Here is an 11,712-nt window from a genome sequence, read left to right as displayed (position 1 = left end):
TTACGCGGAAGATCACTCAGAAGACCGGTGACATAACGTTCAAGGGTTTGCCGGGGTTCCTCCCGGCTAAAAACTTCACGATAGGGCTTCAGGAATTCCATCAGTTCCGGGACGGGTTGACGAATCGCTTTTGGAATGCGTTTGGAATCCATGATCTACCACCTCGGAGACATCTTTCGACAAATCCGAGGATTAATCCTTCAAGACTCAAAGCAGTACTAGAAAGCGTTGTGAAAAAGTGAGCGGCAGCTTTTACCCAAAGCCGCTCCGGCTGCACTCACAGAGCACAAGTCCCGCCTGGATCGCTTGCGCTCCGGTCGCGAAAGTCGCTATTTTGGGTAAACGCTTCCAGCGTTTATCCGTTTTTCACCCGGCCGTAGGATCCTCCTCCGCCTTCCTCGAATTCCAGACGCCGTTCCCTGGCCAAGCGGATGTGGTGTGCGATTCCCTCCCCGGCCAGTTCCGCAATCCCGTCGAGCGGTGCCCGGTGAAGGATTTCCATTTCCGTCCCGAACCGCCCGAGCAGACGGTCCAACGTTTTGGGGCCCAGCTTGGGGATGAACTCCAGGGGAACCTGATAGACGTAAGGGGGACGGTGTTCGGGATGACGGGACGTCCGATCGGAAATCCGGTCGATCCGGTCCATGACCCCCTGAATCACCTTGATGCTCCCGCAGAAAGGACAACCGCTCCCGATGCCCGAAAGAAGTTTATCACAGTTGAGACAACGCGTGCGGTGGTATTTTCCCAGCTTGGGGTTCAAACCGTAATTTGCCGCCACACGACGCCCTTCTTTCCGGGCCAAAGCTTTTTTCAACTCCATGAAGTCCGGGTTCTTAACGGCCAGTTCATTGTACTCCCGTCCGATTTTGGGGAGGGAGTGGGCGTCGGAATTGGTCACAAAGGAGAATGGCTCCAACTCCGAAATGCGATCGGCCATCTCCGAATCGGCAGAGAGACCCAGTTCCACCGCCGAAAGCCTGTCCAGGTTCAAGAGATCGGCCATCCGGTCCACGGCGCTTCCGTAAACGCTTTTGAACGGAGTGAATACATGGGCGGGAATCAAGAGCCCGTTGCATTCTTCCACTTTCTCTTCCAGCTCCCGGAGATCTCCATGGAACCGTTGAGTGGAGAGCTGCATGTTTTTCACATAACGGGCCAACCAAGAACTGAAGGACCGTATCACATCCAGAGAGGGAAAGTAAGCCAACAGATGGGCCGCTCCTTTTCCCGGCCCTTTGACTTCCACCTCCACTCCGGGAATCACCGTGGTTGCCCCGTACCGGAAACCGCCCCCCTTTAGTTCCGTGTAACGCCCCCGATCCAAGTTGCGGGCGATCTCCTCCTGAACCGGGGGGGAATGGGCATCGATGATGCCGATCATGTCGATCCCCTTGCGGTGGGACGCTTCCCGGACGATCTGGTCGAATGTGAGGTTGCGGGCCCCGGTGATTTTGACCGGTAAACCGCTTTCCGTCCGGCCAATGTGGATGTGTAGATCGGCAAACACCCGTTTCAGGGTCATTTCCCGGCAATCTCCCGGTTTTTCCAGATGTAGAGGGCGGTCACGGTTTTGGCGTCACAAATCTCTCCGGCGGCCATCCGTTCGAAGGCTTCTTCCAAGGTGAGTTCCACCCGCTCCACAAATTCCTCACTGTCGGGCCGGAACTGCCCCTCGGCAAGCCCCCGGGCCTCATACAGATGAAGCCGTTCATCGGCGAAACCGGGGGAAGTATACATGGACACCACGTGTTTCAGTGCCTTCGCCTTGTATCCGGTCTCTTCTTCCAACTCCCGGCGGGCACATTCTTCGGGGTCCTCCCCGGGTTCCAGTTTACCGGCGGGAATCTCCAAAATCTCCTTCTCCAAAGGCTTCCGGTATTGCCGTACGAATACCATCCGGTTTTCCTCCGTCACTGCCATCACGGTGACTGCCCCGGGATGCTTCACCAACTCCCGGGTGGAGGTGTTTCCGTCGGGCAGTTCCACTTCGTCCAGTTGTACGCGAATGAGCCGCCCTTCGAAAATGATTCTGCTGTTCAGCGTTTTTTCTTCCAACCTGCTCAACATGATTCCTCCTTTGATTCTGCCCGAGTCCCATTATACATGATCCCGGAGGCCGGACGGGAGGTGGATGGGCAAAGGGCTAAACCCCTTTGATTTTGAGGCGGCGGACGGCATCATCGGCGTTGTAACCGGCTCGGATCAGGCTCCGCAGTTCCAGAGCCGCCCGGGCGGAAGCACAAATGGTCCGGTAAAAGAGCGGATCCTCTCCGATCCCTCTCCCCATCGTCCGGAGAGGACCCGGATAAGACTCCAACCAACGAATCGCTTCTTCCTTTGTGACAGAAACCGAAATCCAATGGTGGTTCAACGAGCGGTCCTGCAGTGCCTGAACCTCGTCCCGGACTCTTGCCGGCAAGGGCCGGGGAAGGGGAACCACCGCCGGGGCCAGGGCCACGGAGGACAGGTTGGTGACCGTATGGTGGCTCAAGCCCCGATGCCGCCCCCGGGAATCATTTTCCTGGATGCGGGGAATCAACACGGGAAGGCCTTCCAGGCTGTGGACCGCGTTGACGGCCTGCCCCTGCTCCACCCCGGAGAAGCCGTAAGGGGTGCCCGTTCCCGTAATCCCCGGTCCCATCGCCACCATAATCAAATCCGACTTCAGGGCGTGACGGGCCAAGAGCAAGGCCGAATACAGGTTGACCGCTTCCAGATCCCCTCCGAAGGCGTGGCCGGCGGTGACGGTTCCCGCCAGCCAGCCGAGAGATTTCAGGCGTCTCACGTGACGGCTGAATGGGGCAGGGAGGGCTCCCCCGTCCGTCATCACATACCCGATGCGAAGATCTTGCCCCTCTGCCAGGCAGCGCCAGGTGGTCACCGCCGCCGGAAGCATGCTGTGAAGCTCTCCGATCAGAACGGGGATTCCTCCCAGGGATCGGACTTTCTTCAACGTTCCGTGCCATCGGCTGTTCTGTTCCTCCCCCGTGGCGAGAGCCAACTGCCAAGGAGTATAACGGAGCTTCATGATATGTCCCGTCAACGGAGCGGGGTCCGGATTCCTTCCGATCATCCCCCCCACAAAATGAACGCCTCCGCTTCCCAACCCCAAACGGACAGCGGTCGTATTGAGCCATACTTCGTCCCCGGTCTTGCACCGGCCGAACAGCGCCGGATAGTGAACGGCCTGCCCTTCCTCCCCCGTCGCCTCGATTTGAACCGCCAACCACTGAACCCCCACTTCCTCTTCCAGGATCCGAATCACGGCCCCCCGCTCCCAAAGGATCATCAAAGGTCCCCCCCTTTACTCTCTCGAAAGGGGGTATGCACGGGAAAGCCGGATTATGACCATGATTCAGACGAACCGGCACATTTGGATCAAATCCGTGTAGCTGCCGTCTTCCATTCTCACATGATGAACCAGACGGCCTTCCGTCCGAAACCCGGCTTTCCGGTAGAGCCCGATGGCCCCTTCATTGTCTGCGAACACTTCCAGGCAAATCTTGCGGAGCTCGGGGTGATTGGAAGCCCATTTCAGTAAGATGGCCAGAAGGACGGATCCGACTCCCCGGTTCCTCCAATTTTTTTGAACGCTCATCCCCAAGGAGCCCGTATGGCGGAGCCGCTTTTTTTCTCCCCCGTGGAAATCCAGCATCCCGATGATCTCCCCCCGGATTTCGGCCAGGAGGATCAGCCGGTTGGGGGATTGGGACACCTGGTGAATCCAATTCTTTTCCTCTTCCGCCGTGGCGTTGAATTCCTCCGGTTTCGTCAAGTGATGCCTACCCTCGGCAATCACCGACCGGGTCATCTCCAACAACGCCTCGGCGTCATTCCCTTCCGCGCAGCGGACCGTGATTTCCTCCCCAGTTTTCAGTCGGACGGCAGTGGAGTCAAAGGTGGCCATCTTCATTTTCCTCCTCTCCCATTTGCGCTTTCCGCCCTCGAAGTACAGAAAGCCCACGGAAGGATCCCTCCGTGGGTCTTGTGGCTTCCGGGTTATTTTCCACTTTCTTCGATCAGGGCAACCACCAGTTCCGCCGCTTTGTTCAGCTCTTCGATGGGCATCCGCTCTTTGGTGGTATGGATGTCCTCGTAACCGATCCCCAGATTGACGGTGGGGATGCCGAAACCGGCGATAACGTTGGCGTCACTGCCCCCGCCGCTGGCCAGCAGATTCGGCCGGCGCCCCACTTTTTTCACAGCCGCAATCGCCTTTTGGACCACGTTATCGGATTCACCGTATTTATAGGCGGGATACATGGTGGTCACTTCCACCTCGGCCTTGGCACCCATTTCTTCCGCCGCCTCCTCAAAGCCCCGGACCATCTTTTCCACCTGGGCTTTCAGCTTGTCTTCATCCCGACTGCGGGCTTCCGCCAGGATCTCCACAAATGGCGGAATGACGTTGGAAGCGGTGCCTCCCTGAAACCGGCCGATGTTGGCCGTCGTCTCTTCATCGATCCGGCCGAGGGGCATTCTGGAGATGGCCCGGCTGGCCACCTGAATGGCACTGATTCCATCTTCCGGATTCACCCCGGCATGGGCCGCTTTTCCTTCAATCCGGACATCCAGCCGAACCTGGGAGGGTGCTTCGGTGATGATATCCCCCACCGGCCCGTTGGAATCCATGGCGTAACCGAAATCCGCCTTCACACTTTGGGGATCCAGGTTTTTGGAACCCACCAGTCCCGATTCTTCCCCGGCGGTGATGATGTATTGAATATGGCCGTGGGACCCTCCTTTTTCCTTCACCACGCGGATCCCTTCCAGAAGAGCGGCCAGTCCCGCTTTGTCATCGGCTCCAAGAACGGTGGTGCCGTCGGTGACCACCCAGCCGTCCTTCACTTCCGGTTTGACTCCGTTCCCCGGAGCGACGGTGTCCATGTGGCAGGTAAAGTAGATCGACGGAGCGTCCGGGTCTGTCCCTTCCAGGGAGGCAATCAGATTGCCCGAGCCGTGGCCCGTCACTTTGGCGGAATCGTCCTCTGTCACCTGAAAACCGAGTCCGGTCAATTTCTCCTTCAAAAGATCGCAGATCTTTCGTTCATCCCCGGTGGGACTGTCGGTCTGAACCAATTCCAAGAATTCTTCCAGTAAGCGTTCCTTGTTGATCATCGCGATTCCTCCATCATTTCGGTGTCTGTTTCTGTGTCAGCCTCCGAAGAAGAGATCCAACAACTTGGTGCCTGTAGAGCCTTTGGTCCGATAAAACTCGGAGTAGCCGCAGCTTTTGCAGGAGACAACGTGAAATTCGTTGTTCTGCCAGTCAAGAATGCGACTGATGCCGCTGCCCGTCGTCGCGATTTTCCCCGTTTCCGCATCTGTGGATCCACATTTGGGACAACCCCGGGAACGTTGACTCACCAACTGTCGCCTCCTTTCGGCGGGGGCCAGGAACCCGGCATCCGCCGGATGAGAGCCACCTGCCCGAGGTGATACGAGTTGTGGGAAGCGATGGACCGCAACCCTTCCATGCGGGTCCTGTCGACATGCCCGGGGATTTTTCCATCGGGATCCGGTTCTTCGGCGAGCCGGAGGGCTTCCTCCACTCCTTTTCGAAAATGCCGCACCGCCCCCCTCCCACTCGTCGGGAGAAGCCGGTCGTTGGTCGCCTGTCCAACTGCCGGCGGCTTTCCCCGGGAAGCGAACCTCTTTTCCTTTTAGCATATCTAAGCAATATTCCTGCCAAAAAATCATATGGTGGACCAGCTGAAAGATCGAGTGGGGCACGCCTTCCGGTTTCTCCCCGGCAAGATGAAATCCAACCCATCCAGGGTGCCGACACTGTCGGCATGGGCCCCTTCCCCCGTCAAAGCTTTTTCCATCATCCGGGACCAGGCTGGTTTCATTGATTCTCCCCCTTATCGCCACCCTCTGCCGGTTTTTTCAGGAAGAGGCTGTCGCATGGACGTGACCCGGTCATTCCAGACCGGTCTCTCCGTTTCCTCCAAGTACCCGAGAAGATATCTTCTCCCGGCTTCCCTCCAGGGAGAACGGTCCCGGGGGCCGCGTATGAAACGGACGTCGAAGGCCCGGAGCAGACGGAGTTTGGGGCGGGGTTTCATCAAGGCCGCCTGTTTGAAGACACGCTTTCCCGTGCGGAGTCCGGGACCGGCCTTTCCCGATCCGCGCATCAGACGGATCAAGATCGGACTGTTCTGTTCCATGAACGATCCCCCTTTTACAGCGGAATGTTGCCGTGCTTTTTGGCCGGACGGGATTCCCGTTTCCCTTTCAGCATTTCCAGGGATTGTTTCAGTTTCTTCCGGGTTTCCCTGGGGTCGATCACATCGTCCACCATCCCTTTGGAGGCGGCCACATAAGGGTTGGCGAATTTCCTTCGGTATTCCTCGATCTTTTCGGCCCGGGTGGCGGCGGGATCCTCACTCTCCCGGATCTCCCGGCTGTAGATGATGTTGGCCGCCCCTTCCGGACCCATTACGGCCACCTCGGCTCCGGGCCAGGCGTAAACCACGTCCGCCCCGATCGCCTTGCTGTTGAGCGCCACGTAGGCTCCTCCGTACGCTTTCCGGGTGATCACCGTGATCTTGGGTACCGTCGCCTCGGAATAGGCGTAAAGGATTTTGGCCCCATGTCGGATGATCCCCCGGTGTTCCTGGTTGATCCCCGGGAAGAAGCCCGTCACGTCCACAAAAGTGACAATCGGGATGTTGAAACTGTCACAGAACCGGATGAACCGGCTCAGTTTATCCGAGGAATCGATGTCCAGGCCACCCGCCATCACTTTGGGTTGGTTCGCGGCGATCCCCACCGTCTGACCGTCGATCCGGCCGAAACCGACGACGATGTTGCGGGCGAACTTCTCCTGTACTTCCATGAAATCGCCGTTGTCCACGATCAGATCGATCACCCTGCGTACATCATACACTTTTGTACCCTCGACCGGCACCACTTCGATCAAGTCTTCCGTCCAACCGTCGTCTTCTTTGGCATAGATCCGGGGGGGGTCCTCCACGTTGTTCTGGGGAAGAAAACTCAAAAGCCTCCGGACCTGATTTAAGACTTCCGGTTCCGAAGCGGAGGTGAAATGAGCGTTTCCGCTGAGACTGGAATGAACTCCGGCCCCTCCCAGATCTTCGGTTGTAATCTTTTCCCCGGTCACCGTTTCGATCACTTTGGGGCCGGTGATGAACATCTGGCTGGTTTTCTCCACCATGAAGACAAAATCGGTGATGGCCGGGGAATAAACGGCGCCTCCTGCACAGGGACCCATGATGACGGAGATCTGAGGGATCACACCGGAATAGATGGAATTCCGGTAAAAGATATGGCCGTAACCATCCAGGGAAACGACCCCCTCCTGGATGCGGGCTCCCCCCGAATCGTTCAGTCCGATCACGGGGGCCCCGTTTTTTGCTGCCAGGTCCATCAGCCGGGCGATTTTCAGGGCGTGCATTTCTCCCAGCGCCCCGCCGAAGACGGTAAAATCCTGGGCGAAAACGTAAACAGGTCGGCCGTTCACTTTCCCGTACCCCGTCACCACCCCTTCTCCCGGAGCTTCACCGAAATCGGCGGCTGTGTTTTCCACGAAGGGGTTCAACTCCACAAAGGTGTCCTCGTCCAACAGGAGGTCCACCCGTTCCCGGGCGGTCAGTTTTCCTTTGTCATGCTGCGAACGGATTTTCTTCTCGCCGCCGCCCATTTCCACCCGGCGCCGACGGTCGGCCAATTCATCCAGTTTTCGGTACATAAACGCCCTCCATCAGGTAAATGTTTCCTCTTTGGCTGTTTCTCAGAGACCCGGTTCACCCTTCAGTTGCGGTTCACACAGTTCGTACAAAACACCCCGCGTGGACTTGGGGTGGATGAAGGCCACTCTGCTCCCTTCCGCCCCCCGCTTGGGCCGCTCGTGAATCAGACGGATGCCGGTTTCCGTGAGCCCTTCCAGCTTCTCTTCGATCCCGTCCACCTTGAGAGCAATGTGGTGAATCCCTTCCCCCCGTTTTTCGAGAAAGCCGGCAATGGGACTGTCGGCAGAGAGGGGTTCCAACAGTTCGATCCGGGTTTCCCCCAAACGGAAGAAAGCAATGCGAACCTGTTCGCTTTCCACCGATTCCTCTCCCAGGTATTTAAGACCCAGGATGTCCCGGTACAGGGGGACTGCCTCATCCAGGCTGCGAACAGCAATCCCCACATGGTCAATCCGCTCCGGTGAAACCGATCGGTTCGTCATTGGGCTCCCTCCCGTTCTTTCACCGCTTTACGAATGAACTCCGCCGTCTCCCGGGTGGCCGTTCCCGGGGTGAAGATCTTGCGGATCCCCTGTTCCCGAAGGAACGGGAAATCGGACTGGGGGATCACCCCGCCCCCCACCACGATGATATCGTCAGCACCTTCTTCTTTCAAAAGGCGCGTCACTTCGGGAAACAGTTCGTTATGGGCGCCCGAAAGACAGGAGAGGCCGATCACGTCCACATCCTCCTGAATCGCCGTGGCCACAATCTGAGCGGGGGACTGACGGAGACCCGTATAGATCACTTCCATCCCCTCGTCGCGGAGTCCCTGCGCAATGATCAGGGCTCCCCGGTCGTGCCCGTCGAGACCCGGTTTGGCAACCAATACGCGGATGGGTCGGTTCATGTCCTTTCGCTCCTTTATACACTCGGTTGATATTCTCCGAAGACTTCCCGAAGGGTATTGCAGATCTCTCCCACGGTGGCATAAGCTTTTACGGCGTCGAGAATGAAAGGTATCAGGTTGTCGTCCCCTTCCGCCGCCCGCTTCAGCGCCGCCAGCCGGCGGGCCGTTTCTTCGCCGTCCCGTTTGCCGCGAAGGGCTTGCACCCGTTCCACCTGCTCCCGGGCCAGGTGAGGGTCCAACTTGTAAAGTTCGGGTTGCGGTTCCTTTTCCAGACGGAACCGGTTCACCCCGACCACCACTTCTTCCCCCGACTCGATTTTCCGTTGCGTTTCAAGGGCGGTCCGGTGGATTTCCCGTTGCATGTAACCTTGCTCCACCGCAGCAACCGCTCCCCCCATTTCATCGATTCTCTCAATGTAGGAAAACGCCCGTCTCTCGATTTCGTCGGTGAGAGATTCCACAAACCAGGACCCCCCCAGGGGATCCACCGTTTGGGTCACCCCGCTTTCATGAGCGAGGATCTGCTGGGTTCGAAGCGCCAACCGGGCCGAGTCTTCCGTCGGGAGAGCCAGGGCTTCATCCCGCGCGTTGGTATGAAGGCTCTGTGTGCCGCCCAGCACCGCCGACAGCGCTTGCAGCGTCACGCGGACCACATTGTTGTCGGGCTGCTGAGCGGTCAATGTGGAGCCCCCGGTCTGGGTATGAAAACGCAGCTGCATCGAGCGGGGGTTTTTCGCCCCGAAACGCTCCTTCATGATTCGTGCCCACAGTCGCCGGGCCGCCCGGAATTTCGCCACTTCTTCGAAGAAATGGTTGTGTGCATTGAAAAAGAAGGAGAGTCTGGGAGCGAAACGGTCCACTTCCAATCCCGCCTCCAGGGCGGCTTGAACATAGGCAATCCCGTCGGCCAGGGTGAAAGCCACTTCCTGAACCGCGGTGGATCCCGCCTCCCGGATGTGATACCCGCTGATACTGATGGTGTTCCATCTGGGAACCCGCTCGGCGCAGTAGGCGAAAATGTCCGTGATCAGCCGCATCGACGGTTTGGGCGGAAAGATATAGGTCCCCCGTGCGATGTATTCTTTCAGAATGTCGTTTTGGATCGTCCCGGTCAGCTTTTCCGAAGCCACTCCCTGCTTTTCCCCGACCGCCAAATACATGGCCAAGAGCACTGACGCCGGGGCGTTGATGGTCATGGACGTGCTGACCCGATCCAACGGAATCCCTTCCAAAAGCCGTTCCATGTCCTCCAGGGAATCGATGGCGACCCCGACTTTCCCCACTTCCCCGGCGGCCATGGGATCATCGGAATCATAGCCGATCTGGGTCGGCAGGTCGAAGGCGACCGAAAGGCCCGTCTGTCCCTGGTCGAGGAGATAACGGAACCGACGGTTGGTTTCCGACGCAGAACCGAATCCCGCATATTGGCGCATGGTCCAGTTTCGCGAACGGTACATGGTTGGCCGAATACCCCGAGTGTAAGGGTATCCCCCGGGAAATCCGATCTCTTCCATCCCTGTGCCGTCCTTCGGGGTGTAGAGGCGCTGGACTTCAATGCCGGACAATGTTTCGAAACGTTCCCGCTGTTCCGGATATTGTTCCAAGAGCTGGCGGGTTTTCTCTTCCCACTCCCGATAGAGTTCGTCAAAGGATTTTTTGGTCACCCGGTTCCCTCCCCCTCCGTTGTAACGGTATGATCGGTGTACAAACCAAAATTAAAGCGCTGTCACAATTCAATCATAACAAAAAATTGCAGGCTCTGCGGCGGTTTTCAGCATATGGACAGGCCCGGACCTCTCGGATAAAATATTCGAATAGAGGTGATATTGTGCAACCGAGATGGGTGAGAATGGTGGTTTATGTCATTATTTTCACGTTGGTGATCACCACCTTGATCACAGGAACCTTGATCACATTTTTCTGAGGGGGGCGAACCGCCTTTCCGGAGCGGAGAGGGCCCTTGCCTGACCGCCGTCCCAACAGTATACTGAACAAGGGATGAGGAAACCCTAAACGGGATCATGAAAAGTCTCCGGCGCGGAACGGGTTTTCGCCAAAAAATGCAGTCATACAGTGGAATCGAAAGCGGGTGAAAAATCAACATGTATATGACCGTCATCCTGATCTTCATCACCGTCCTTGCCATCATGGGCACCTTGAAAAACAAACGGTCGGGAAACAAACCGGGATACATGATCGGCGGTTTGTTCACCCTCGCCCTCATCGGTGTCACCCTGCTCGCCATTTACGATGAGATCGTGGGAATTGAGTAACGGCTCGAAAAAGCGGCTTTCCGAAAGAAAGCCGCTTTTTCCGTGGGTGGGGAAAACGATTCCGGGCCATAATGGAAAAAGGAACTAACCGGGAGGGCTTTTCGGATGAGCGTTCTCACCCTGTTCGCCAAAATTACCGCCATTTTCGCCCTGACTGTCGCCGTGATCCGCAGTATGGGGAAAACCGCCATTGTCCAGCTGACCCCTTATGACCTGGTGGCCATCGTCATCATCGGCACCATGGCGGCGGAACCTTTGATCAGCACGGAGGTGGGTCCGACAGTGGCCGCCCTCCTTGTTATCATGCTCGTCTATCTCGCCTTCGCCAAATTCACTCTCCACCATATCGGCAGCCGCCTGCTGTTGGGAAGACCCACCCTGCTCGTCAAACACGGAAAAGTGATTGAAGATAATCTGGAACAAAGCAACGTCTCCATGGTACAGCTGTTGGCCACCCTTCGCAGTGCGGGCCACCCCGATCTGAGCAAGATCGATTACGCCATCCTGGAGCCCACCGGTTCTGTCAGTATCATCCCCAAGCCGGAAATCGCTCCCCTTTCTGCAAAGGATATCGGCCTTGAGCTCCCCTACGAAGGCCTCCCCCTCGCCGTCATCGTCGACGGCCGCATCCAGAAACAAAACCTTCGACTCCTCCACCGGGACGAATCCTGGCTCAAAAAAAAGCTGGAAGAGAAGGGAGTCACAGACCCCCGTCAAGTGATCTACGCATTTGCCCGTGAGAAAAGCGAGGAGATCGATGTCAATGTACGGGGGGGAAATAAACCATCGAAAAAGTGAGCGGCAGCATTTACCCAAAGCCGCTCCGGCTGCA

Annotated in this window: 15 protein-coding genes; 2 read left to right on the top strand and 13 right to left on the bottom strand. The window is 57.4% G+C overall.

Annotation, left to right across the window (positions count from 1 at the left end):
• Positions 1-355 precede the first annotated feature (355 nt).
• The 13 genes from C8P63_RS16615 to C8P63_RS16565 form a co-directional block, all read right to left on the bottom strand.
• The gene (locus C8P63_RS16615; RefSeq protein WP_108025983.1) at positions 356-1,525 is read right to left on the bottom strand and encodes an endonuclease Q family protein; all 1,170 of its coding nucleotides are present in this window, start codon (positions 1,523-1,525) and stop codon (positions 356-358) included.
• Positions 1,522-2,070 (bottom strand): NUDIX domain-containing protein, encoded by a 549-nt coding sequence (locus C8P63_RS16610; protein WP_108025981.1) that lies wholly within the window; start codon positions 2,068-2,070, stop codon positions 1,522-1,524. Before C8P63_RS16610 ends, C8P63_RS16615 begins: the two co-directional genes overlap by 4 nt.
• A gap of 76 nt (positions 2,071-2,146) precedes the next feature.
• Positions 2,147-3,292, bottom strand: coding sequence for a DUF3866 family protein (locus C8P63_RS16605; RefSeq protein ID WP_108025978.1), 1,146 nt, complete (start codon positions 3,290-3,292; stop codon positions 2,147-2,149).
• A gap of 66 nt (positions 3,293-3,358) precedes the next feature.
• On the bottom strand, positions 3,359-3,910 hold the full coding sequence (locus C8P63_RS16600; protein WP_108025991.1) for a GNAT family N-acetyltransferase: 552 nt from the start codon (positions 3,908-3,910) through the stop codon (positions 3,359-3,361).
• A 92-nt stretch (positions 3,911-4,002) separates the two neighbouring features.
• Positions 4,003-5,121: a M20/M25/M40 family metallo-hydrolase gene (locus tag C8P63_RS16595; RefSeq protein WP_108025976.1), complete on the bottom strand. Its 1,119-nt coding sequence runs from the start codon at positions 5,119-5,121 to the stop codon at positions 4,003-4,005.
• A 36-nt stretch (positions 5,122-5,157) separates the two neighbouring features.
• A complete protein-coding gene (locus C8P63_RS19650; protein WP_425437325.1) occupies positions 5,158-5,370 on the bottom strand; it encodes a zinc ribbon domain-containing protein in 213 nt (70 codons plus the stop codon).
• On the bottom strand, positions 5,367-5,576 hold the full coding sequence (locus tag C8P63_RS19645; RefSeq protein WP_245920980.1) for a hypothetical protein: 210 nt from the start codon (positions 5,574-5,576) through the stop codon (positions 5,367-5,369). The genes C8P63_RS19650 and C8P63_RS19645 overlap by 4 nt, the downstream gene beginning before the upstream one ends.
• Before the next feature lie 123 nt (positions 5,577-5,699).
• Entirely contained in the window at positions 5,700-5,855 is a 156-nt protein-coding gene (locus C8P63_RS19255) for a hypothetical protein (protein WP_170109724.1), read from the bottom strand.
• A gap of 12 nt (positions 5,856-5,867) precedes the next feature.
• Positions 5,868-6,173 carry a hypothetical protein gene (locus C8P63_RS16585; protein ID WP_108025972.1) on the bottom strand — a complete coding sequence of 102 codons (306 nt, stop codon included), beginning with the start codon at positions 6,171-6,173 and terminating at the stop codon, positions 5,868-5,870.
• Between the two features lie 14 nt (positions 6,174-6,187).
• Positions 6,188-7,717, bottom strand: coding sequence for an acyl-CoA carboxylase subunit beta (locus C8P63_RS16580; RefSeq protein WP_108025970.1), 1,530 nt, complete (start codon positions 7,715-7,717; stop codon positions 6,188-6,190).
• A 42-nt stretch (positions 7,718-7,759) separates the two neighbouring features.
• Positions 7,760-8,200, bottom strand: coding sequence for a methylmalonyl-CoA epimerase (gene mce, locus C8P63_RS16575; protein ID WP_108025969.1), 441 nt, complete (start codon positions 8,198-8,200; stop codon positions 7,760-7,762).
• On the bottom strand, positions 8,197-8,607 hold the full coding sequence (locus tag C8P63_RS16570) for a cobalamin B12-binding domain-containing protein (RefSeq protein ID WP_108025967.1): 411 nt from the start codon (positions 8,605-8,607) through the stop codon (positions 8,197-8,199). The genes mce and C8P63_RS16570 overlap by 4 nt, the downstream gene beginning before the upstream one ends.
• 14 nt (positions 8,608-8,621) lie before the next feature.
• The gene (locus C8P63_RS16565; RefSeq protein ID WP_108025965.1) at positions 8,622-10,271 is read right to left on the bottom strand and encodes an acyl-CoA mutase large subunit family protein; all 1,650 of its coding nucleotides are present in this window, start codon (positions 10,269-10,271) and stop codon (positions 8,622-8,624) included.
• Positions 10,272-10,709: 438 nt separating this feature from the next.
• Between C8P63_RS16565 and C8P63_RS19250 the strand changes: the two genes are divergently transcribed.
• Together C8P63_RS19250 and C8P63_RS16560 are read left to right on the top strand one after the other, a co-directional pair.
• Entirely contained in the window at positions 10,710-10,880 is a 171-nt protein-coding gene (locus C8P63_RS19250) for a hypothetical protein (RefSeq protein ID WP_170109723.1), read from the top strand.
• A gap of 105 nt (positions 10,881-10,985) precedes the next feature.
• Positions 10,986-11,678, top strand: a complete 693-nt coding sequence (locus C8P63_RS16560; RefSeq protein WP_108025964.1) for a DUF421 domain-containing protein — start codon at positions 10,986-10,988, stop codon at positions 11,676-11,678.
• Positions 11,679-11,712 lie beyond the last annotated feature (34 nt).

Source organism: Melghirimyces profundicolus, from assembly GCF_003054245.1.
In the GTDB taxonomy this organism is placed as follows: Bacteria; Bacillota; Bacilli; order Thermoactinomycetales; family DSM-45169; genus Melghirimyces; species Melghirimyces profundicolus.
This window is presented reverse-complemented; position numbering and strand designations above follow the sequence as displayed.

Excerpts from the sequence above, each read along its gene's own strand:
- C8P63_RS16615 (WP_108025983.1), bottom strand. The coding sequence starts at position 1,525 with ATGACCCTGAAACGGGTGTTTGCCGATCTACACATCCACATTGGCCGG.
- C8P63_RS16610 (WP_108025981.1), bottom strand. The coding sequence starts at position 2,070 with ATGTTGAGCAGGTTGGAAGAAAAAACGCTGAACAGCAGAATCATTTTC.
- C8P63_RS16605 (WP_108025978.1), bottom strand. The coding sequence starts at position 3,292 with ATGATCCTTTGGGAGCGGGGGGCCGTGATTCGGATCCTGGAAGAGGAA.
- C8P63_RS16600 (WP_108025991.1), bottom strand. The coding sequence starts at position 3,910 with ATGGCCACCTTTGACTCCACTGCCGTCCGACTGAAAACTGGGGAGGAA.
- C8P63_RS16595 (WP_108025976.1), bottom strand. The coding sequence starts at position 5,121 with ATGATCAACAAGGAACGCTTACTGGAAGAATTCTTGGAATTGGTTCAG.
- C8P63_RS19255 (WP_170109724.1), bottom strand. The coding sequence starts at position 5,855 with ATGAAACCAGCCTGGTCCCGGATGATGGAAAAAGCTTTGACGGGGGAA.
- C8P63_RS16585 (WP_108025972.1), bottom strand. The coding sequence starts at position 6,173 with ATGGAACAGAACAGTCCGATCTTGATCCGTCTGATGCGCGGATCGGGA.
- C8P63_RS16580 (WP_108025970.1), bottom strand. The coding sequence starts at position 7,717 with ATGTACCGAAAACTGGATGAATTGGCCGACCGTCGGCGCCGGGTGGAA.
- mce (WP_108025969.1), bottom strand. The coding sequence starts at position 8,200 with ATGACGAACCGATCGGTTTCACCGGAGCGGATTGACCATGTGGGGATT.
- C8P63_RS16570 (WP_108025967.1), bottom strand. The coding sequence starts at position 8,607 with ATGAACCGACCCATCCGCGTATTGGTTGCCAAACCGGGTCTCGACGGG.
- C8P63_RS19250 (WP_170109723.1), top strand. The coding sequence starts at position 10,710 with ATGTATATGACCGTCATCCTGATCTTCATCACCGTCCTTGCCATCATG.
- C8P63_RS16560 (WP_108025964.1), top strand. The coding sequence starts at position 10,986 with ATGAGCGTTCTCACCCTGTTCGCCAAAATTACCGCCATTTTCGCCCTG.